Origin of the sequence: Naumannella cuiyingiana (assembly GCF_013408305.1) — a bacterium.
Classification (GTDB): Bacteria; Actinomycetota; Actinomycetes; order Propionibacteriales; family Propionibacteriaceae; genus Naumannella; species Naumannella cuiyingiana.
Genome location: NZ_JACBZS010000001.1, coordinates 3,423,844 through 3,443,648 on the forward strand (window position 1 = coordinate 3,423,844; position 19,805 = coordinate 3,443,648).

The 19,805-nt window shown below is 70.4% G+C and carries 19 protein-coding genes and 1 riboswitch; of the genes, 9 read left to right on the forward strand and 10 right to left on the reverse strand.

What is annotated here, in order from left to right:
* Positions 1 to 58: 58 nt before the first annotated feature.
* From GGQ54_RS16125 to GGQ54_RS16150, 6 genes are all read left to right on the forward strand, one after another.
* Positions 59 to 583 carry an FHA domain-containing protein gene (locus tag GGQ54_RS16125; protein ID WP_179446274.1) on the forward strand — a complete coding sequence of 175 codons (525 nt, stop codon included), beginning with the start codon at positions 59 to 61 and terminating at the stop codon, positions 581 to 583.
* A complete protein-coding gene (ftsR, locus tag GGQ54_RS16130) occupies positions 583 to 1,299 on the forward strand; it encodes a transcriptional regulator FtsR (protein WP_179446275.1) in 717 nt (238 codons plus the stop codon). The genes GGQ54_RS16125 and ftsR overlap by 1 nt, the downstream gene beginning before the upstream one ends.
* A gap of 81 nt (positions 1,300 to 1,380) precedes the next feature.
* Complete coding sequence (locus tag GGQ54_RS16135) at positions 1,381 to 1,869, forward strand: bifunctional nuclease family protein (protein WP_179446276.1); 489 nt, start codon at positions 1,381 to 1,383, stop codon at positions 1,867 to 1,869.
* 141 nt (positions 1,870 to 2,010) lie between these two features.
* Complete coding sequence (locus GGQ54_RS16140; RefSeq protein WP_425487411.1) at positions 2,011 to 2,628, forward strand: MerR family transcriptional regulator; 618 nt, start codon at positions 2,011 to 2,013, stop codon at positions 2,626 to 2,628.
* Positions 2,629 to 2,720: 92 nt separating this feature from the next.
* A riboswitch (glycine riboswitch) is annotated at positions 2,721 to 2,807 on the forward strand.
* A gap of 209 nt (positions 2,808 to 3,016) precedes the next feature.
* On the forward strand, positions 3,017 to 5,809 hold the full coding sequence (gene gcvP, locus GGQ54_RS16145) for an aminomethyl-transferring glycine dehydrogenase (RefSeq protein ID WP_218844251.1): 2,793 nt from the start codon (positions 3,017 to 3,019) through the stop codon (positions 5,807 to 5,809).
* A 108-nt stretch (positions 5,810 to 5,917) separates the two neighbouring features.
* Positions 5,918 to 7,135 (forward strand): YhjD/YihY/BrkB family envelope integrity protein, encoded by a 1,218-nt coding sequence (locus GGQ54_RS16150; RefSeq protein WP_179446277.1) that lies wholly within the window; start codon positions 5,918 to 5,920, stop codon positions 7,133 to 7,135.
* A 156-nt stretch (positions 7,136 to 7,291) separates the two neighbouring features.
* Here GGQ54_RS16150 and GGQ54_RS16155 read toward each other — a convergent pair whose 3' ends face one another.
* Genes GGQ54_RS16155 through GGQ54_RS16165 form a run of 3 tightly spaced genes read right to left on the reverse strand, consistent with a single transcriptional unit; the run spans position 7,292 to position 10,169 of the window.
* Complete coding sequence (locus GGQ54_RS16155) at positions 7,292 to 8,497, reverse strand: pyrophosphate--fructose-6-phosphate 1-phosphotransferase (RefSeq protein ID WP_179446278.1); 1,206 nt, start codon at positions 8,495 to 8,497, stop codon at positions 7,292 to 7,294.
* Between the two features lie 59 nt (positions 8,498 to 8,556).
* Complete coding sequence (gene soxR / locus GGQ54_RS16160; RefSeq protein ID WP_179446279.1) at positions 8,557 to 9,012, reverse strand: redox-sensitive transcriptional activator SoxR; 456 nt, start codon at positions 9,010 to 9,012, stop codon at positions 8,557 to 8,559.
* Between the two features lie 23 nt (positions 9,013 to 9,035).
* A complete protein-coding gene (locus tag GGQ54_RS16165; RefSeq protein ID WP_343046002.1) occupies positions 9,036 to 10,169 on the reverse strand; it encodes a MalY/PatB family protein in 1,134 nt (377 codons plus the stop codon).
* Between the two features lie 57 nt (positions 10,170 to 10,226).
* Between GGQ54_RS16165 and GGQ54_RS16170 the strand changes: the two genes are divergently transcribed.
* Positions 10,227 to 10,847, forward strand: a complete 621-nt coding sequence (locus tag GGQ54_RS16170) for an L-threonylcarbamoyladenylate synthase (protein WP_179446280.1) — start codon at positions 10,227 to 10,229, stop codon at positions 10,845 to 10,847.
* Here GGQ54_RS16170 and GGQ54_RS16175 read toward each other — a convergent pair.
* From GGQ54_RS16175 to GGQ54_RS16205, 7 genes are all read right to left on the reverse strand, one after another.
* Entirely contained in the window at positions 10,814 to 11,542 is a 729-nt protein-coding gene (locus GGQ54_RS16175) for a gamma-glutamyl-gamma-aminobutyrate hydrolase family protein (RefSeq protein WP_179446281.1), read from the reverse strand. The genes GGQ54_RS16170 and GGQ54_RS16175 overlap by 34 nt on opposite strands.
* Entirely contained in the window at positions 11,539 to 12,318 is a 780-nt protein-coding gene (locus GGQ54_RS16180; protein WP_179446282.1) for a 3-oxoacyl-ACP reductase, read from the reverse strand. The genes GGQ54_RS16175 and GGQ54_RS16180 overlap by 4 nt, the downstream gene beginning before the upstream one ends.
* Positions 12,311 to 13,690, reverse strand: a complete 1,380-nt coding sequence (locus GGQ54_RS16185) for an aldehyde dehydrogenase family protein (RefSeq protein WP_179446283.1) — start codon at positions 13,688 to 13,690, stop codon at positions 12,311 to 12,313. Before GGQ54_RS16185 ends, GGQ54_RS16180 begins: the two co-directional genes overlap by 8 nt.
* A gap of 33 nt (positions 13,691 to 13,723) precedes the next feature.
* Positions 13,724 to 15,100, reverse strand: coding sequence for a glutamine synthetase family protein (locus GGQ54_RS16190; protein ID WP_281370026.1), 1,377 nt, complete (start codon positions 15,098 to 15,100; stop codon positions 13,724 to 13,726).
* Positions 15,101 to 15,115: 15 nt separating this feature from the next.
* Positions 15,116 to 15,892 (reverse strand): FadR/GntR family transcriptional regulator, encoded by a 777-nt coding sequence (locus GGQ54_RS16195; RefSeq protein WP_179446284.1) that lies wholly within the window; start codon positions 15,890 to 15,892, stop codon positions 15,116 to 15,118.
* Positions 15,893 to 15,962: 70 nt separating this feature from the next.
* Positions 15,963 to 16,157, reverse strand: coding sequence for a YbdD/YjiX family protein (locus tag GGQ54_RS16200; protein ID WP_179446285.1), 195 nt, complete (start codon positions 16,155 to 16,157; stop codon positions 15,963 to 15,965).
* The gene (locus GGQ54_RS16205; protein WP_179446286.1) at positions 16,154 to 18,451 is read right to left on the reverse strand and encodes a carbon starvation CstA family protein; all 2,298 of its coding nucleotides are present in this window, start codon (positions 18,449 to 18,451) and stop codon (positions 16,154 to 16,156) included. The genes GGQ54_RS16200 and GGQ54_RS16205 overlap by 4 nt, the downstream gene beginning before the upstream one ends.
* A gap of 86 nt (positions 18,452 to 18,537) precedes the next feature.
* Between GGQ54_RS16205 and GGQ54_RS16210 the strand changes: the two genes are divergently transcribed.
* Both GGQ54_RS16210 and GGQ54_RS16215 read left to right on the forward strand, forming a co-directional pair.
* The gene (locus tag GGQ54_RS16210) at positions 18,538 to 18,807 is read left to right on the forward strand and encodes a DUF2277 domain-containing protein (protein ID WP_179446287.1); all 270 of its coding nucleotides are present in this window, start codon (positions 18,538 to 18,540) and stop codon (positions 18,805 to 18,807) included.
* A gap of 45 nt (positions 18,808 to 18,852) precedes the next feature.
* Positions 18,853 to 19,776, forward strand: coding sequence for an RNA polymerase sigma-70 factor (locus GGQ54_RS16215; protein ID WP_179446288.1), 924 nt, complete (start codon positions 18,853 to 18,855; stop codon positions 19,774 to 19,776).
* The last annotated feature ends 29 nt before the right edge of the window (positions 19,777 to 19,805 follow it).

Sequence of the window (19,805 nt, forward strand, 5' to 3'; positions counted from 1 at the left end):
TTGCGTCCTGGCACTAGGATGACCAGACCTCACGCGGGGTAGGACGGAGAAGGAGTCCATGCCTTACTGCACGCACTGCGGACACAACAACCCGGACGGGGCGAACTTCTGCGCCCGCTGTGGTGAGCCGATGGTGCGCCCCGCCGATGCCCCGGACGAGACCGAGGTCGACGCCCTCGGCGGCGACAACACCCGCATCATCCAGATCGCCGACGAGGGCCTGCTCGCCGAGCTCACCGAGGAGGACGAGGCGGCGATCGAGAACCTGCCGCAGGGTTCGTCGCTGCTGATCGTGCACCGCGGCCCGGGATCGGGCTCGCGCTTCCTGATCGACCGCGACACCACGAGCGTCGGCCGGCACCCCGATGCCGACATCTTCTTCGACGACATCACCGTCTCCCGCCACCATGCCGAGCTCCAGCGCACCGAGGGCGGCGTACTCGTCAAGGACCAGGGAAGCCTCAACGGCACCTACGTGAACCGCGCGCTGATCGACGGTGAGGCGCCCCTGAAGTCCGGTGATGAGGTGCAGATCGGCAAGTTCCGGATGGTCTACTTCGCGAGCGCGCGCGGCGTGGGCTGATGCCGGCAGAGAAGCGCAGCATCGGGCAGGTGCTCGCCATGCTCAAGAACGACTTCCCCGACATCACCATCTCCAAGATCAGGTTCCTGGAGGGGGAGGGGCTGGTCTCGCCGGAGCGGGCCAAGTCGGGCTATCGCCGCTACACCGAGACCGATGTGGAGCGGTTGCGCTACATCCTGACCGTGCAGAAGGACCACTATCTGCCGCTGAAGGTGATCCGCGAGCATCTGGACATGATGGATCGCGGGATGGAGCCGCCGGCGTTGGAGACCCCGCGACCCCGGCTGGCGGCCGCACCCGCCGAGCGGCCCGCGCCCGCCGACACCGAGGCCGACCCGAGCCCGCGGCCCGCCGCCCAGCGCCGACCCCAGCTCCGGCTGTCCCGCGAGGAACTGCTCGAGGCGAGCGGCCTGAGCGAGCCGGCGCTGATCGAGTTGGAGAAGCAGATGCTCGTCCTGCCGCGACGCGGCACGAACCACTACGGCCGTGAGGCCGTGACCGTGGCCGTGGCCGCGCGCAAGCTCGCGGAGTTCGGGATCGACGCCCGGCACCTGCGCGCCTTCAAGATGGCCGCGGAGCGCGAGGTCGGAGTGATCGAGCAGGCGATCGCCCCGCACCAGCGACGGATGGGCGGGTCCCGGCAGGCCGCACACGAGGTGGCCAACATCGTGATCCATGTCCACGCGGCGCTGATGCGTACCGCGATGGACCGCTGACGGCGCGGCTCCCCGAGACCGACCGGCGGGCGGGCACCGCCCGGGCGTGGGCGACTGGAGGCTCGGCGTAGGCTGGGCGACATGCGGGAACTGGACCTGGTCGGCGTGCGCGTCGAGATGCCGCAGAACGCGCCGATGGTGTTGCTCCGAGAGGTCGGCGGCAAGCGCTATCTGACCATCTGGATCGGCGCCAGCGAGGCGTCGGCGATCGCGAACGCGCAGGAGGGCATCGTGCCGCCGCGGCCGATGACGCACGATCTGCTCGTCGATGTGCTGGCCGGTCTGCAGCGCAGGCTGGTGGAGGTCCGGATCACCGAGCTGAGCGGCGGCACCTTCTACGCCGAGCTGGCCCTCGACGGCGGCGTCGAGATCAGCGCGCGGCCCTCGGACGCGATTGCCCTGGCGGTCCGCACGGGCGCGGAGATCTACTGCGCCGAGGAGGTGCTGGACGAGGCCGGGATCGACGTTCCCGAGGAGGAGGACGACGAGGTCGAGCGGTTCCGCGAGTTCCTCGACCACGTCAACCCCGACGACTTCGTCACCGACGAGGGCGGCGGCCGCCAGGACTGAGCCTCCCGGGGTCGGGGCTGCAGAAGAAGTCGAGGGTTCCCGGCGTGTCGTTGACCCTTCCGTCCGTGGCGCCGTAGCGTGGCCGACAACGGTGTAACTACCACGCCGTGAAACGTGGTAGCCCTTCCCCAGGAGCAGACAGTGAGCAAGCAGTCCGAGACACACGAGCCGCTGCCCGGCCTGGAGATCGACGCGCCCGAGCAGGCGCAGGAGTTGCTGTTCGACGGGGATTTCTCGCCCGTCGCGGACGACATCGGCTACCGCGGCCCGGTCGCCTGCAGCGCGGCCGGTATCACCTACCGACAGCTCGACTACTGGGCCCGAACCGGCCTGGTCAAGCCCGGCGTGCGCGGCGCGTCCGGCTCCGGGAGCCAGCGCCTCTACAGCTTCCGCGACATCTTGCTGCTCCGGGTGATCAAGCGCCTGCTCGACGCCGGCATCGCGCTGCAGCAGATCCGGGTCGCTATCGACCACCTCCGCGCCCGCGGCGTCGAGGATCTGTCGCAGGTCACCTTGATGAGCGACGGAATCTCGGTCTATGAGTGCACCGAGGACCACGAGATCCGCGACCTGCTGGCCGGCGGCCAGGGGATGTTCGCCATTGGTCTGGGCAGCGTGTGGAAGGACGTCCGGGGCAGCCTGCACGAGCTGCCCGCCGAGCGCGCCGCGGCCGAGGAGGAGTCCGAGGAGCCGATGGTCGCTTTCGAGGGCGACGAACTCGCCAAGCGCCGGGCAGCCAAGCGCCGCGCCGCCGGCTGAGGCCGCCGCGTACCTGTGCACAACTGACCGCTCGGGACGCGCCACCGATCCGGCATCGGTGCACAGCCGTCGCGTGTAACCTTGGCGGCGCGACAACCGGCGCGGGAGAGACCGCAGCGGCGGCGCCGAAGGGGCAACCTCCCCGGAACCTCTCAGGCACCCGAGACCGCGTCGGCGCTCCGCAACGGGGCTGGCAACTCTGGAGCACCGGTGACAGAGGGGGAGCGGGCAGCACTGCCCGGATCCCGCCTGCACCGAGGAGTACGCCGTGGCCCAGCAACTCGCCGACCAGCCCATCGACGAGGTCGCCGACACCACCGCCGCCGACAGCGCCAATCCGGGTTTCGCCGCCCGCCACATCGGGCCCGACGACGACCAGCGCGCGACGATGCTGCGGGCGGTGGGGCACGACTCGTTGGCCGGCCTGGTGGACGGGGCGCTGCCGGCGAAGATCCGGCTGCATGAGGCGCTCGACCTGCCCGACCCGCTGACCGAGGCGCAGGCGCTGGCCCGGATGCGCGAGCTCGCCGCGCTCAACAACCCGCTGCGCGCGATGATCGGCCTCGGCTATCACGGCACGATCACTCCGCCCGTGATTCGCCGCAACGTCCTGGAGAGCCCCGCCTGGTACACCGCCTACACGCCCTATCAGCCCGAGATCTCCCAGGGCCGGCTCGAGGCACTGCTCAACTTCCAGACCGTCGTCGCCGATCTGACCGGCCTGCCGACCGCCGGGGCGAGCCTGTTGGACGAGGGCACCGCCGTCGCCGAGGCCGTCCAGCTCGCCCGCCGCAATGTCCGCAAGGGCAGCGTCGCCGTGGTCGACGCCGGGATCCTGCCGCAGAGCCTGGCGGTGCTGCGTACCCGCGCGGAGGCGATGGGTATCGACGTCGTGGTCGCCGACGATCTCGTCGCGGCGCTGCAGTCCAACGAGGCCTTCGCCGTCGTCGTCCAGACGCCGACCGCCGACGGCGTGGTCCGCGCCGCCGATGAGCTGGGCGCGATCGCCGACAAGGCGCACGAGAACGGCGCGCTGGTGATTGCCGCCGCCGACCTGCTGGCCCTCACGGTGACCCGGGCCCCCGCCACCTGGGGTGCCGATGTCGCGGTCGGCTCGACGCAGCGCTTCGGCGTACCGCTGTTCTACGGCGGCCCCCATGCCGGCTACATCGCCGTCCGGGACAAGCTCGAGCGCACGCTGCCGGGACGCCTGGTCGGCGTGTCCAAGGACGCGGCCGGTACGCCGGCCTACCGGCTCGCGCTGCAGACCCGCGAACAGCACATCCGGCGCGAGAAGGCCACCTCCAACATCTGCACCGCGCAGGTGCTGCTCGCGGTGGTGGCGGGCATGTACGCCGTCTATCACGGCCCGCGCGGCCTGGCCCGGATCGCCGAGACGATCATGCACCGGACCCGACGGCTGGCCGCGGCCCTGGATGCGGCGGGGCATCCGCCGGTGCACCGCTCGTTCTTCGACACGCTGCTGGTCGAGGTGCCCGGCCGGGCGGACGCGATCATCGCGGCCGCCCGCGACGGCGGCGTGCACCTGCGGCGCATCGATGCCGATCATGTCGGGATCAGCGTCGGTGAGGACGCCGAAGAGGCCGACCTGGCCGCGGTCGCCGCGGCCTTCGGCGCCGAGCTGACCGGGCGCGAGCTGGGTGATCTTGCGGGACAGACGCGCGACACCGAGTACCTGACCCACCCGGTGTTCAACAGCCACCACAGCGAGACCTCCATGCTGCGCTACCTGCGGGCGCTGTCCGATCGCGATTTCGCGCTGGACCGGGGGATGATCCCGCTGGGTTCGTGCACGATGAAGCTCAACGCGACGGCGGAGATGGAGCCGATCTCCTACCCCGGGTACGCCGAACTCCATCCCTTCGCCCCGGCCGAGGATGCGCGGGGATATCGCGAGCTGATCACCGAGCTGGAGGACTGGCTGGCCCGGGTCACCGGCTACGCGAAGGTGTCGGTCCAGCCGAATGCCGGCAGCCAGGGTGAGTTGGCGGGCCTGCTCGCGATCCGGGCGTACCACCGATCCCGGGGCGATGATCAACGCGTCGTCTGCCTGATCCCGTCCTCGGCGCACGGAACCAATGCGGCCTCCGCCGCCATGGCCGGGATGCGGGTGGTCGTGGTCGCCGCCACCGCCGACGGCTCGGTCGACCTGACCGATCTTCGCGCCAAGATCGACTCCCACCGCGACGAGCTGGCGGCGATCATGGTCACCTACCCGTCGACGCACGGCGTCTACGAGGAGACGATCACCGAGTTGTGCGCGCTGGTGCACGATGCGGGCGGTCAGGTCTATGTCGACGGCGCCAACCTCAACGCCCTGCTCGGGCACGCGCTGCCCGGCCGGTTCGGCGCCGACGTCAGCCACCTGAATCTGCACAAGACCTTCTGCATCCCGCACGGCGGCGGCGGTCCGGGCGTGGGACCGGTCGCCGTGGGCGAGCACCTGACCCCGTTCCTGCCCAATCACCCGTTGGCGAGCGAGGCCGGGCCGGAATCGGGAGTGGGCCCGATCTCGGCCGCACCCTACGGGTCGGCGGGCATCCTGCCGATCAGTTGGGCCTACATCGCGATGATGGGCGCCGACGGGCTGCGGTCGGCCACCGAGCATGCGGTGCTCGCGGCGAACTACGTGGCCGCGCGGCTGCGCGAGCACTACCCGGTGCTGTACGCCGGGCGCGGCGGTCTGGTGGCCCACGAGTGCATCCTCGATCTCCGGCCGCTGACCAAGGCGAGCGGGATCACCGTCGACGATGTCGCCAAGCGGCTGATCGACTACGGCTTCCATGCCCCGACGATGAGCTTCCCCGTCGCGGGCACGCTGATGGTGGAACCAACCGAGTCGGAGGACCTGATCGAACTGGACCGGTTCTGCGAGGCGATGATCAGCATTCGCGGCGAGATCACCCGCGTCGAGTCGGGGGAGTGGCCGGCGCAGGACAATCCGTTGATCAACGCCCCGCACACCGCCGACCAGGTGAGTGCCGACGAGTGGGATCACCCGTACCCGCGCCGGATCGCGGCGTACCCGTCCGGGCTGCACCGCGGCCCGATCGCGGGAGCCGGTCACGACAAGTACTGGCCGCCGGTGGCGCGGATCGACGGCGCCTTCGGCGATCGGAACCTGGTCTGCTCCTGCCCGCCGCCGGAGGCCTTCGAGTGAGGTGAGCCCGCCGGCTCGCGGGCGAGTCCGGCGCGCGCGCCGAACCCGGTGCTGCGTACCTGTCGTTCCCCGACCCGCTAAGGTCGCCCACGAGGCGGAGGAGGCGTCGTGTCGGACAGGATCGAGAAGCTGCAGCGCCGGCCCTGGGTGGCGCACCTGTTGCGGTCGAATGCGCGCTACGGATCGCGCCTGGGCGCCCAGTTCGCGGCGGCGATCACCTATTTCTCGGTGCTGTCGCTGGTGCCGATCATCTCTTTCGCGTTTGCCACGGCGGGGTTCATCGTCAGCCGGGATCAGGGGCTGCAGCAGGCCGTCGCCGATCAGATCACGCGGGCGATGAGCGGCGCGCCGATGGCCGGTCAGCTCAGCGAGACGGTGCTGAATGCCTTCAACAACTGGGCCGCGGTCGGCATCTTCGCGGTGCTCGCCGGGGCGTACTCGGGTGCGAACTGGATCGGCAACATCAAGAGCGCCATCCGGGCGCAGATGCGGCCGGTCTTCGACATGACCGAGAACAAGCGCAACATCGTGGTCGAGACGCTGGCGAATCTGGGCACGTTGATCATCTTCTTGCTGATGCTGTTGATCACCTTCGCGCTCTCCAGCGTCGCCACCGCTCTCGCCGCGACGGTGATCGATCTGCTCGGGCTGGACGGCGTACCGGGCATCGGCGCGCTGGTCCGGCTGGTCCCGATCGCGGCATCGCTGGTGGCCGGCTTCGTGCTGTTCTGGTTCATCTTCCGGGTCTTTCCGGAGTACCGGCCGCCGCGGAATGCGTTGGTGCGAGGCTCCGTCGCGGGCGCCGTGGGCCTGGCGATCCTGCAGTACCTGCTCGGCTACCTGATCCAGCTCTTCAGCAACAGCCCGACGGCCAGCCTGTTCGGGCCAGTCATTGCGCTGATGCTGTTCTTCAACCTGTTCGCGCAGTTGATCCTGCGATTGGCGGGTTGGATCGCGACGGCCAACCAACCGGCCGTCGCGGGCGAGCACCAGTTGGTGGACGAACCGCTGGAGGAGAGCGGTGACCCGATCCTCACGCCGGAGGCGTATGAGGAGGAGACCGGGCGCAATCGCGACGACGGGGCCGACGAACCCCGGGCCGCGCGGGTACGCCGCCCGAGCGCCCAGGCCTGGACTCCGCCCAGCTATCCGAAGCCGGTGTCGTTCGACGGCGAGCCGGGCGAGTCCGAGGAACTGGTCCGCGCCGATGTCGCCGCCCGCGGGGTGCGGGTCGGGATGGCCGGCGGCTGGCTCGTCGGGATCGGCTCGGGCCTCGGCATCGGCGCCCTGATCACCGCGGTGGTCAGCAAGATCGCCCGCCGCTGACCGGCCCGCCGGGCGACGATCCCACCCGTCCGCCCCGATTGTTTCCGTAGTTATGCCCGCTTTGGGCGCCCCAGAGCGGCATCACCTGCGGGAGGGATGTGCGGATTCCTTCGTGACCCCGGAGCGGCGCTCGGAGCGAGTCGCCGCGCTCGGGCTTCAGCTCGGCCGCGGTTGGCCGATGGCATCGAGGGTGGCGAGGTACCAGTCGGTCGAGGTGTCGAAGGGCTTGCCGCCCGCGATCCGGTCGAACTCGATGGGCCGCAGCTCGTCGCCGCGCTCGTAATCCTCGCCGATCACCCCGGGCCGGCCAGCGATCGCGGCCTCGACGGCCGTGTCGGCCATCCGCGAGATCAGCGCCAGATCGGCCTCATTGGCCGCCGCCGAGCGCGAGTAGTAGCCCGACTTCTGGACCAGCACCTTCTCCGCGCCGAGCTTGCTCTTCAACCGGTCGGCGAACCACGCGCCGGGGTTGATCTCGTCGAGTCGCACATGTCCGAACGGGTCGCGTGGCACGTCCTCGCCGGCGGCCTCCATCTCGGCCACGATCGCGTCCAGGCCTGCGCCCTCGGACAAGAAGATCGTCACATTGCCCTGCTCGTCCATGATCGACTTCAACCGGGCCACCTCGGACTCGAGATCGATCGGCGCCTCCGGGATCCACACCGCGTGCACGTCCCAGGCTTCCTTGGAGAGCCCGATCTCGGGCAGCCACTCCCGGCCGTCCAGCCAATCGCGGTACGCCCTCGCGGTGGCGGCGGTCAGCCAGCCGCAGTTGCGGCCCATCACCTCGTGGATGATCAACATCCGCGGGCCGACATTGTGCTCGGCGAGCACGTTCTGGGCGAACCGCGAACCCATCTCGGCGGCGGTCCACGCCCCGAGGGTCTGCTTGATCGGCACCACGTCGTTGTCGATGGTCTTGGGCAGGCCGACCACCGTGAGGTCGTGGCCCTGCTCGGCCAGGAAGCGGGCGAGATCGGCGGCGGTGGTGTTGGTGTCGTCCCCGCCGATGGTGTGCAACACGTCAACGCCGTCCGCGGTCAGCCGGTCGGCCGCCACCTGCAGCGGGTCCTGGCCTTCGGCCACCAGGCCGCGCTTGACCAGGTCTTGGGCGTTGGTCAGCTTCACCCGGGAGTTCCCGATCGGCGACCCCCCGTACTCGGTCAGCAGTTCGGCCCGCTCCCGGACCTGCGGCGTGATCGACACCGAGTTGCCGCTGAGCAGGCCGTGATAGCCATTGCGGTAGGCGATCAGTTCGGTGTCGGGCGAGACCTCGCTCCAGCGCCGGATCAGGTATCCCAGCGACGCCGACAGGCAGGGTGCGAAGCCCCCGGCGGTGAGAAACGCAACCTTGGCGACCATCGTGATCCTTCCAGCAGGGGACTCGGTGGCCGCACCCTATCGGTCCGGCCGGGGGCGGCTCAGCCGCGCTCGATGCGGTGTTCCATGTAGACGGCCCCGGGGCCGTCGGCATGGGCGCGATCCTCGGGATTGCTCAGGGCGCAGGTGGACAGGCTCAGGCAGCCGCAGCCGATGCAGGTGTCCAGCCGGTCCCGCAGTTCCTCCAGCCGCCGGATCTGCTCGTTCAGGCGCGGCCGCCACGACTCCGACAGTTGCCGCCAGTCGGCGCGGGTCGGCGTGCGGCCGCTCGGCAGGGACGCCAGCGCGGTGCGGATCTCGCCCAGGGTCAGCCCGACGCGCTGGGCGGAGCGGATGAACGCGATCCGGCGCAGTTCGCTGCGCGGATAGCGGCGCTGGTTCGCCGCATTGCGTTCGGGGCTGAGCAGGCCGTGCTGCTCGTAGAACCGCAGCGCCGAGTGGGCGAGGCCGGATCGCTCGGCGAGCTCGCCGATGGACAGGGAGTTCCGGTCGGGCACGCCTGCGAGCCTAGGCCAGCCGGTCAGGCCGGGGCGACGGCGCGGCCCATCCGCGCCACCACCTCGGTGAGGATCTCGGGCGAGGTGGCGAGGTTGACCCGGACGAACCCTTCGCCGCCGCTGCCGAACGCGGCTCCGTCGCTGAGCGCGACCCGGCCGCGGGTCCGGAACTGCTGCACCGGACGGTCCAGGCCCAGCCCGCGTGCGTCGACCCAGGCCAGGTAGGTCGCCGCCCCCGGCCGATACACCGCCCCGGGCACGTCCCGGGCGAGCAGCTCGGAGAAGAGTGCCCGGTTCGCCGCGATCTCGTCGATTGCCTCGTCGAGCCAGTCGCGGGCCTTCTCGAGCGCGGCGACGTGGGAGAGGATGCCGAGATGGCTGGCGCTGCCGGTCACCTCGTTGGGCAGGGTACGCAGGGCCGCGGCCGCTCGCGTACCGCCGATCGCGACGGCCGCCTTCAGCCCGGCCAGATTCCAGGCCTTCGACGCCGACGTGACCGTCACCGCGTCCTCGGTGCCGGGCAGCGACAGGTACGGCACGAACCCGGCGTCTGCCGGGACCAGCGGCGCGTGGATCTCGTCGCTGATCACTGCGACGCCGTGCTCGGCCGCGAGCTCGGCGACGCGCGTGAGCTCGGCGGGGCTGTGCACGGTGCCGGTCGGGTTGTGGGGATTGCACAGCAGGTAGGCCGATGGCCGCTCCGGCCCGGCGAAGGCGGCGGCCAGGGCGTCGAGGTCGAGCCGTCCGTCGGCGCCCAGCGGAACCTCGAGAACCCGACGCTTCGCCCAGGGCAGATAGCCGTAGAAACAGTTGTAGACGGGATTGTTGACCACCACCGCGGTGTCCGGCGGGGTCAGCAGCTCGGCAACCTTCGCCACACCCTGCATCACGTCCGGCACGATTACGGCGTCATTCGGGTCGAAGTCCCAACCCCAGCGCGTCGCGGCGAAGTCGGCGTAGGCCGCCTGGTAGTCCGAGCCCTCCGGGTAGCCGGTGTCGCCGGACTCGATGGCGGCGACCAGGGTCTCCCGGACGGCGGGCGCGGGGCGGCAGTCCATCTCCGCGACCCAGGCGGGCAACACGTCCGGGCCGTAGCGGCGCCACTTCATGCTGGTGCGCCGCCGCAATTCCGCCAGGGTGAGGTCGAATATCGCCACCCGATCACCCTATGTGACACCCCGCCGGGCGTCGGTCCGGCGGTCTAGGATCCGGACATGGCGAGGTATTTCGACGTGCACCCCGACAATCCGCAGCCACGCGCGATCGGCCAGGTGATCGACATCGTGCGCGACGGCGGGCTGGTGGCGTACCCGACGGACTCCTGCTTCGCGCTCGGCTGCCGGCTCGGCAATGCCGATGGGCTGAACCGGATCCGGGCCATCCGCCAGCTCGACGACAAGCACCACTTCACCCTGGTCTGCAAGGACTTCGCTCAGCTCGGGCAGTTCGTCCAGCTCGACAATGCGACCTTCCGGGCGGTCAAGGCCGCCACCCCGGGGAAGTACACCTTCATCCTCCCGGCGACTCGGGAGGTGCCGCGGCAGATGTTGCACCCGAAGAAGCGCACGGTCGGCGTCCGGATTCCCGAGCACACGACGACGCTCGCGCTGGTCGAGGCGCTCGGTGAGCCGATGATCTCCAGCACGCTGCTGCTGCCCGGCGAGGAGGACCCGCTGACGGAGGGCTGGGTGATCAACGACGAGCTCGGCAATCAGCTCGACGCCGTGGTCGATTCCGGTGACTGCGGCGTGGAGCCGACGACGGTCGTCGACCTCTCGGGCGAGGAGGTGGTGATCGCGCGCTACGGGGCGGGCGATCCCGCACCGTTCGAGTGACGGTACGCCCGCGCGGCCGCCGCGAGGCCGCGGAAGAGGGCGTCCTCCTCCCGATGCTCGGGATGCCACTGGATGCCGAGCCAGAACTCCCGGTCCGGATGCTCGATCGCCTCCAGCAACCCGTCCGCGGCCCGCGCGACCGGGTTCAGTCCCGGGTGTGCGGCGACCGACTGGTGGTGGTGACACGACACGATCGTCCGGGTCTCGCCCAGCACCTCCGCCAGGCGCGACCCGGCGTCGATCACCACTTCGGTGTCGCCGAAGGCGTCCGGGCCGGGGGAGTGCCGCTCGTGGCCGACCAGGTCGGGCACGTGCTGGTCGAGCGACCCGCCGGCGTGGACGGCCATCACCTGCATCCCGCGGCACACGCCGAGCACCGGCATGCCACGCGCGGCCGCCCCGTCCAGCAGGTCCAGTTCCCACGCATCTCGCACGGTTCTGGGCTCACCCGCACGCGGGTGCGGCCGGGCCGCATAGCGTGCGGGATCGACATCGGGCCCGCCGCTGATCACCAGCCCGTCCAGCCGGTCCAGGACCGTCGGGTCCGAGGCGGGCAGCAGCACGGGTATCGCGCCGGCCTTGGTCACGGTGGCGCTGTAGTTCCCGGTCAGCAGGTCGGCCACCTCGTGCCAGGCACCCCAGCGGGTCGGTTCGCGGTAGCTGGTCAGCCCGATCACGGGCGGTACGCCGCTCACAGTGGCGTCACATAGGCAGCGGAGATGCCGCCGTCGACCAGGAACGTGCTCGCGGTGATGAAGCTGGCCTCGTCGGAGGCCAGGAAGAGGACGGCATTGGCCATCTCCTCCGGCTCGCCGAAGCGGCCCATCGGCACGTGCACCAACCGGCGCTCGGCTCGCTCGGGGTCGGCGGCGAACAGATCGCGCAGCAGCGGGGTGTTCACCGGGCCGGGGCACAGCGCATTCACCCGCACGCCCTGACGCGCGAACTGCACGCCGAGTTCCCGGCTCATCGACAACACCCCGCCCTTGGAGGCCGAGTAGGAGATCTGTGAGGTTGCGGCACCCATCACCGCGACGAACGAGGCGGTGTTGATGATCGATCCGCGCCCCTGCTCGATCATGTACGGCAGCGCGGCCTTGCAGCACAGGTACACGCTGGTCAGGTTGACCTCCTGCACCCGCTTCCACGCCTCGAGGTCGGTGTCGAGGATCGAGTCGTCCTCGGGCGGGGAGATGCCCGCGTTGTTGAACGCGATGTCGACGCTGCCCCAGGTCTGCTGGGCATGATCGAACAGCGCCGAAACCTGCTCGGGATCGGTGACGTCGGTGTGGCAGAAGCTGCCGCCCAGGCGTTCGGCAAGCTCCTTGCCGGCGCCGTCGTCGACATCGGCCAGCACCACGCGGGCGCCCTCTGCCGCAAGGCGTTCGGCGCTGGCCCGGCCGATCCCGGACGCGGCGCCGGTGATCACCGCCACCTTTCCGGCCACCCGGCCCGTCGCGGCACTACTCATGATCATCCTTCCGGTCGGTGGCGATGAAGACGTTCTTCTCCTCGGTGAATCCGTGGGCGGCGTCCGGCCCGAGCTCGCGGCCCAGCCCCGATTGCTTGTAGCCGCCGAACGGGGTCCAGTAGCGCACCGAGGCGTGGGAGTTGACGCTGAGATTGCCGGCGCGTACGCCGCGCGCGACGCGCAGCGCGCGCCCGACATCGCCGGTGTAGATCGAACCGGACAGGCCGTACTCGGTGTCGTTGGCCAGCGCGATCGCCTCGTCCTCGTCGTCGAACGGCAGCACCGAGACCACGGGGCCGAAAACCTCCTCGCGCCAGATGGGCTCGTCGGTGCTGTCCACCCGGGTCAGCGTGGGCGCCACCCAGAAGCCGGGCCCGTCGGGCACGGCTGCCTGCTGGTCGATCTGGGCATGATCGAGATAGGCGCGGACGCGATCGCGCTGCTGTGCGGAGATCAGCGGCCCCATGTCCGCCCCGGCGTCGGCCGCGGGGTCGGCCACCCGGACGTTCGCGATCGCCGGCCGGAGCAGGCCGAGAAACTTCTCGTAGACGCTGCGCTGGACCAGCAACCGCGACCGTGCGCAGCAGTCCTGCCCCGCATTGTCGAAGACCGCGCCGGGTGCCGCCGCGGCCGCCGCGGAGAGATCGGCGTCGGCGAAGATGATGTTGGCGCTCTTGCCGCCGAGCTCCAGGGTCAGCCGCTTCACTCGGTCGGCGCAGCCGGCCATGATCGACTTGCCGACGGCGGTCGAACCGGTGAAGACGATCTTGCCCACGTCCGGATGCTCGACGAAGCGGCGGCCGACGACCGAGCCCTGGCCGGGCACGACGGTGAGCACCCCGGGGGGCAACCCGGCCTCCAGCGCCAGCTCGCCGAGCCGGATCGCGGTCAGCGGGGTCAGCTCGGCTGGCTTGAGGACGACGGTGTTGCCGGCCGCCAGCGCCGGCGCCAGACCCCAGCCGGCGATGGGCATCGGGAAGTTCCAGGGGACGATGATCCCGACCACGCCGATCGGCTCGTGGAAGGTCAGGTCGACGCCGCCCGCCACCGGGATCTGCTTGCCGAGCAGGCGTTCCGGCGTACCCGCGTAGTAGTTGAGCACGTCGCGGACGTTGCCGGCCTCCCAGCGCGCATTGCCCCGGGTATGGCCGGCATTGCGCACCTCGAGCTCGGCCAGCTCGTCAAGATGCGCGTCGACGACGGCGGCGAAGGAACGCAGCAGCCGGGCCCGCTCGCCGGGCGCTACCTCGGCCCACGCGGGCGCGGCCGCCGCCGCGCCGGCGACGGCCTGGTCGGCGCCGGCCTCGTCGGCCGACGGGATCTCCGCGACCAGCTCCTCGGTGGCGGGATTGATCACCTGGTGGGTGGACATGCGCTCCTCATCGAATGGGTTGGTCGGACGGTCTCACAGGCGTTCGAAGCCGCGGCGCAGCTCCCAGTCGGTGACGGCGGCGCCGAAGGCCGCCAGCTCGACATCGGCCATGTTCACGTAGTGGTCGACGACCTCGTCGCCGAATGCCGCCCGGGCCGCAGCGGACCCGGCGAAGGCGTCGCGGGCCTCGGCGAGGGTGCCCGGCACCCGTTCGCGGCCCGCGGCATAGGCATTGCCCGCCAGGGCGGGCTCGAGTTCGAGCTGTTGCTCGATCCCGTCGAGGCCGCTCGCCAGCATCGCGGCGAGCGCGAGGTAGGGATTCACGTCGCCGCCGGGTACGCGGTTCTCCAGCCGGGCCGAGCCGCGGTGGCCGACCGTCCGGATCGCACAGGTGCGATTGTCCTCGCCCCAGGCGATGGCCGTCGGCGCGAAGGAGGCATCGGCGAAACGCTTGTAGGAGTTGATGTTCGGCGCATAGAGCAGGGTGTGGTCGCGCATCGTGGCGAGCATTCCGGCGATGAAGCTGCGATAGATCGGGGTCGGGCCGTCGCCGGTGTCGAAGACCAGCTCGCCGTCCTTCCCGCGCAGCGACAGGTGGATGTGGCAGGAATTGCCCTCGCGCTCGTTCGGCTTGGCCATGAAGGTGATCGACTGGCCGTGCTGGGCGGCGATCTCCTTGGCCATCGTCTTGTAGACGCTGTGGTTGTCGGCGGTGACCATCGCCTCGTCGTAGAGGAAGCCGATCTCGTGCTGGCCGAGATTGCACTCGCCCTTGGCGCTCTCCACGTTCATCCCGGCCGCATAGGTGGCATTGCGGATCGCGCGCAACAGCGGTTCCACCCGCGCCGTGCCGAGCAGGGAGTAGTCGATGTTGTAGAGGTTGGCCGGCGTCAGCTCGCGGTAGTCGCGCCGCTGCGCCTCCTCGTAGCTGTCCCGGAAGATCACGAACTCCAGCTCGGTGCCGGCGAGCGCGGTGTAGCCGAGGGCGGCGGCCCGGTCGAGCTGGCGGCGCAGGATCCGGCGCGGCGACTGCTCCACGGGCCGCCCGTCCAGCCAGGTCAGGTCGCACTGCACCATCGCCGAGGCCGGCTCGTGCGGCAGCCGGCGCAGGGTGCTCAGGTCGAGTTCGAAGGCGAGATCGCCGTAGCCCCGCTCCCAGGACGAAATGGCGTACCCGTCGACGGTGTTCATCTCGACATCGACGGCAAGCAGGTAGTTGCAGCCCTCCGTGCCGTGTTCGAGGGCGAAGTCGAGGAAGTACGCCGCATGCAGCCGCTTGCCCTGCAGCCGGCCCTGCATGTCGGTGAAGGCGACGACGACCGTGTCGATGGTGCCCTCGTCCACGGCGGATCGTAGGGCGGCGAGGTCGAGCATGCGGGGATTGGTCCGGGCGGGTTCGGTCGCGGTCATGGCGTGCCTTCTCTCTCAGCCGAGGAAGCCGCGCAGCAGCGCGGCAGTGTCGTCGCAGTGGCGTTCCATGGCGCGGCGCGCCCGGGCGGGGTTGCCGGCCAGCACGGCCCGCACGATGCTGCGGTGCTGGTCGGTGGAGTGATCGATGTTGACCGGCAGCGACGGGATGGCGCAGAGCATCGTGTGCAGGTCGGCCTGGACATGCGTCACCGCGGAGGTGATCGCGGCCGAGCCGGTGACGCCGGCCAGCGCGAGGTGCAGGCGGGCGTCGGCCTGCCGGTGCTCGGCGGGATCCCCGGCGCCCTCGACCTCGGCGAGGCTGGCGGCGAGCAGTTCGCGTTGTGCCGGGGCGAGCGTGAGGCTCGCGGCGTACTCGCAGGCGCCCGGTTCGACGATCCGGCGATAGACCAGGGTGTCGAGGAGCTGATCGGTACGCGGCGGCTGGCCGGGCAGCGGGCCGGCACCCAGGATGGCGCCGGCTTGGTCCGGGTCGTCGTTGGGCACGGTCGGGCTCGACGTGACCTCCGTCCCGCCGCCGCGCCCCCGTCGGGTGCGGACCATGCCTGCCGCCCGCAGCGCCGCGATCGCCTCCCGCAGGGTGGCCCGGGAGACCTGCAGCCGGGCGGCCAGCTCGCGCTCGGGCGGCAGCAGTTCGCCCCGCGCCCAGGCGCCGAGCCGGATGGCCGTGGCCAGTTGCTCGACACAGGCCTCGAACGCGTGATGGGCCCGTACGGGACGCAGCACGACCGCGGGGATCTGCCCGACGGCGGTCGTGGCGGCCCGTTGTGTCATGGTCCCCAGTCTGTCGGGGCACCGCCGGTCCCTGTCAATGGTCTGGAGTCAGACCTTTTGAACTTTCTGCTCAGCAGCAGCGCATGCCGGGGCGCGCGTCGGCCTCGGCGTGTCTGGTACGCCAGAACTCCCGCTCGGTCGGCACCGACGCATCCGGGTGGGTGGCGCGCAGGTGTTCGACATAGCGCCGGTACGCCCGATCGCCCATGATCGAGCCGACGTACCAACTGGCCACCCGCCAGGCCCGCTCCAGCACCGCGGTCATCGTCGCTCACCGTCGGCGGGTGCGGTGACCGGCCGCGGCCGGTCCGGCGACGGGTCCAGGCCGGCCTGTTGCCACTCGGCCAGCACGGCCCGCTCCGTGGCGGTCGGGATGAATCCCGCCGGGGCGAAGATGCGGGTCGGCACCACCGCGTCCTCCGTCGGCGGCCCGGATGACCCGCGAACGGCCTTCGCGCACGCCCACAGGGCGGCGATGACGACGATGATCACGAGCAACGCATAGATCACCGACAGGGTGCCCTGGACCGTGGTGTTCCTGATCACCGCGTCGATCTGGGCGGGTGTGGTCGCCGTCTGGAAGCTCTCCGCGCCGGACGCGCGCGCCTCCCGGGCCGCGGCATTCAGCGCCCAGTAGCCGATCTTCGGGTTCGCGGAGAAGACCTTCTGGTAGCTGGCGGTGAGGGTGACCGCGAGGTCCCAGGCCAGCGGCAGCCCGGGGATCCAGGCCCACTTGTAGAGCCCGCGTTTGACCACGACGGTGAACACGACCGCCAGCGCGATCGCGGCAAGGAGCTGGTTGGCGATGCCGAACAGCGGGAACAACATGTTGATCCCGCCGAGCGGGTCGGTGACGCCCATCAGCAAGATCGCCCCCCAGGCTGCCACCACGATCGCCGAGCAGAGCCAGGCGCCGACGCGCCAGGAGGGGTCCTTGAAGCGGCTCATCCCGGGGAAGTTGCCCAAGGTGTCGGTCAGCATGAAGCGGGCGACCCGCGTACCGGCATCGATGGTGGTCAGGATGAACAGCGCCTCGAACATGATCGCGAAGTGGTACCAGAACGCCTGGGCCGCGGGCAGGAACGGGATCTGGGCGAGGATGTGCGACATCCCGAAGGCGAGCGTGGGCGCGCCGCCGGTCCGCGAGACGATCGACTCCTCCCCGACCGATTGCGCGGCGGCGGCGATCTGCTCGGCCGGGTAGGGCGGCAGCGGCTGGCCGCCGGGGGAGAGCAGGCCGAGGCTGTTCACCCAGGCGGCCGCGGTTCCCGGCTCGCCGCCGGTGACGCCCTTGGGGGCGTTCATCACGAAGTACAGGTGCTGATCGATCGCCACCGCCGCGACCAGCGCCATGATCGCGACGAACGACTCGGTCAGCATGCCGCCGTAACCGATCAGGCGGGCCTGCTTCTCCTTCTCGATCAGCTTGGGCGTGGTCCCCGAGGAAATCAGCGCGTGGAAGCCCGACAGGGCGCCGCAGGCGATGGTGATGAACAAGAAGGGGAACAGCGCGCCGGCGAAGGCCGGGCCGGTCCCGGTGAAGGCGAAGGAGGTGACCGCCGGCATCTGGATCACCGGCTGCGCGATCACGATGGCCAGGGCCAGCAGGATGATCGTGCCGACCTTCATGAAGGTCGACAGATAATCGCGGGGAGCGAGCAGGAGCCAGACCGGCAGCACGGAGGCGAGGAATCCGTACGCGGCAAGCCACAGCGCCAGGGTCGCGGGCTCGAGGGTGAAGAACTCCGCCCAGGAGGAGTTGGCCACCCACCCGCCGGCGATGATCGCGAACAGCAGCAGCACCACGCCGATCGCCGAGGTCTCGGAGACCCGCCCGGGGCGGATGAATCGCAGGTAGATCCCCATCAGGATGGCGATCGGGATGGTCATCGACACGGAGAAGACACCCCACGGGCTCTCGGCCAGTGCGCCGATCACCACCACGGCGAGCACCGCGATCAGGATGATCATGATCGTCAGCACGCCGATCATCGCCGCCCAGCCGCCGATCGGGCCGAGCTCGTCGCGGGCCATCTGCCCGAGGCTTCGGCCGCGGCGGCGCAGGGACAGGTGCAACACCAAGAAGTCCTGGACCGCGCCGGCGAAGATGACCCCGACGATGATCCAGATGGTGCCGGGCAGGTAGCCCATCTGCGCGGCGAGCACCGGGCCGACCAGCGGTCCGGCACCGGAGATCGCGGCGAAGTGGTGCCCGAACAGCACCCGCCGATCGGTCGGCAGGAAGTCCTTGCCGTTGTTCAGGATCTCGGCCGGGGTGGCCCGGGTGTCGTCGGGCTGGACGATCTTGCGGTCGATCAGCTTGGAGTAGAAGCGAAAGCCGATGATGTAGCTGCCGACGGCGGCGAACACGAACCACAGTCCGTTCACCTGCTCGCCCCGGACGACCGCGATCATCACCCAGCCGATCGCGGCCAGCAGCGCGATGATGCCGATCACGATCTTGGCCCGCAGGCTGGTCCCCGGCGGCTCCTGGACCGCCACGGGGGGCAGGTCGGGATCGGTGCGGATCGCGTTGCCCTGCGGAGCGTCGATGCTCATGTCGCGGCCTCCAAGCCCTCGAACTGACAGGGTTGAGCTTAGGGCGAGCAGGTCGCCGGCGCACGTGTCAGGCCTAAGCTGCCCGCATGTGTCGCAATATCCGCACCCTGCACAATTTCGAACCCGAGGCGACCAACGACGAGGTCCACGCCGCCGCGCTGCAGTACGTTCGCAAGATCGCCGGGACGACCAAGCCCAGCCAGGCCAACCAGGCGGCATTCGACCGCGCCGTCGCCGAGGTCGCGCACAGCACCCGGCACCTGCTGGATGCCCTGGTCACCTCCGCCCCGCCGAAGAACCGCGAGGTCGAGGCGGCCAAGGCCAGGGCGCGTTCGGCTGCTCGCTACGCTGGCTGACCGGATTCGTCGGGAGTCCTGACCAATCCGACGGGGGAGACGCAGATGCATCGAGCGGAGGAGTTCGAAGCGCTGCGACCCCTGTTGTTCTCGATCGCCTACCGGATTCTGGGCAGTGTGGCCGAGGCCGAGGACGCCGTCCAGGAGACGTGGTTGCGCTATGCGGCGGTCGGCACCGTGCCGAGGTCGCCGAAGGCGTACCTGTGCACAGCGGTCACCCGGGTTTCGATCAATGTGCTCGGATCCGCGCGGGTCCGGCGCGAGGAGTACGTCGGAGTGTGGTTGCCCGAACCACTGCTCGACGATCCGTACGCCGACCCGCAGCGCTCGGCAGAGTTGGCGGACTCGGTGTCGATGGCCGCGCTTCGGCTCCTGGAGCACCTGAGTCCGCCGGAGCGGGCCGTGTTCGTGCTGCGCGAGGTCTTCGACTTCGCCTTCTCCGACATCGCCGTGACGCTGGAACGTTCCGAAGCAGCCTGCCGTCAACTGGCGGTTCGCGCTCGTCGCCACATGGAGTCGGGACGCCCCCGCTTCGAGGCGGACGGTCGTGACCGGGACGAACTTGCCGCGCGCTTCTTCGCGGCCTTCACCGATGGCGACGTGGACGCCCTCCGGGCGCTGCTTGCCCGGGATGTCCGGATAGCCGGCGACAGCGGTGGCAACGCCCCGGCCCTGGTCCGGCCCGTCACCGGTGCGGAACAGGTGGCACGCGTGCTGGGATCGGTCGGCCCGGTGCTCGCGCGGATCGGGATCAGCCATGAGCGGCACCCGATCAATGGACAGCCCGGCGCCATCGCGCGCGATTCCGGCGGCCGGGTCGTGTACGCCCTCGTGCTCGACGTCGCAGGCGATCAGATCTCGACCATTCTTGCGGTGAGCAATCCCGACAAGCTCGGCCATCTCGGACGAGTCGGCGACGCCTGGGCGATCCGGGCCGACTTCCAGCGGGCGCGCCGCACGGCGCGCTGATCGCGAGAGCGGCTGTGCAGAGGTTCCCG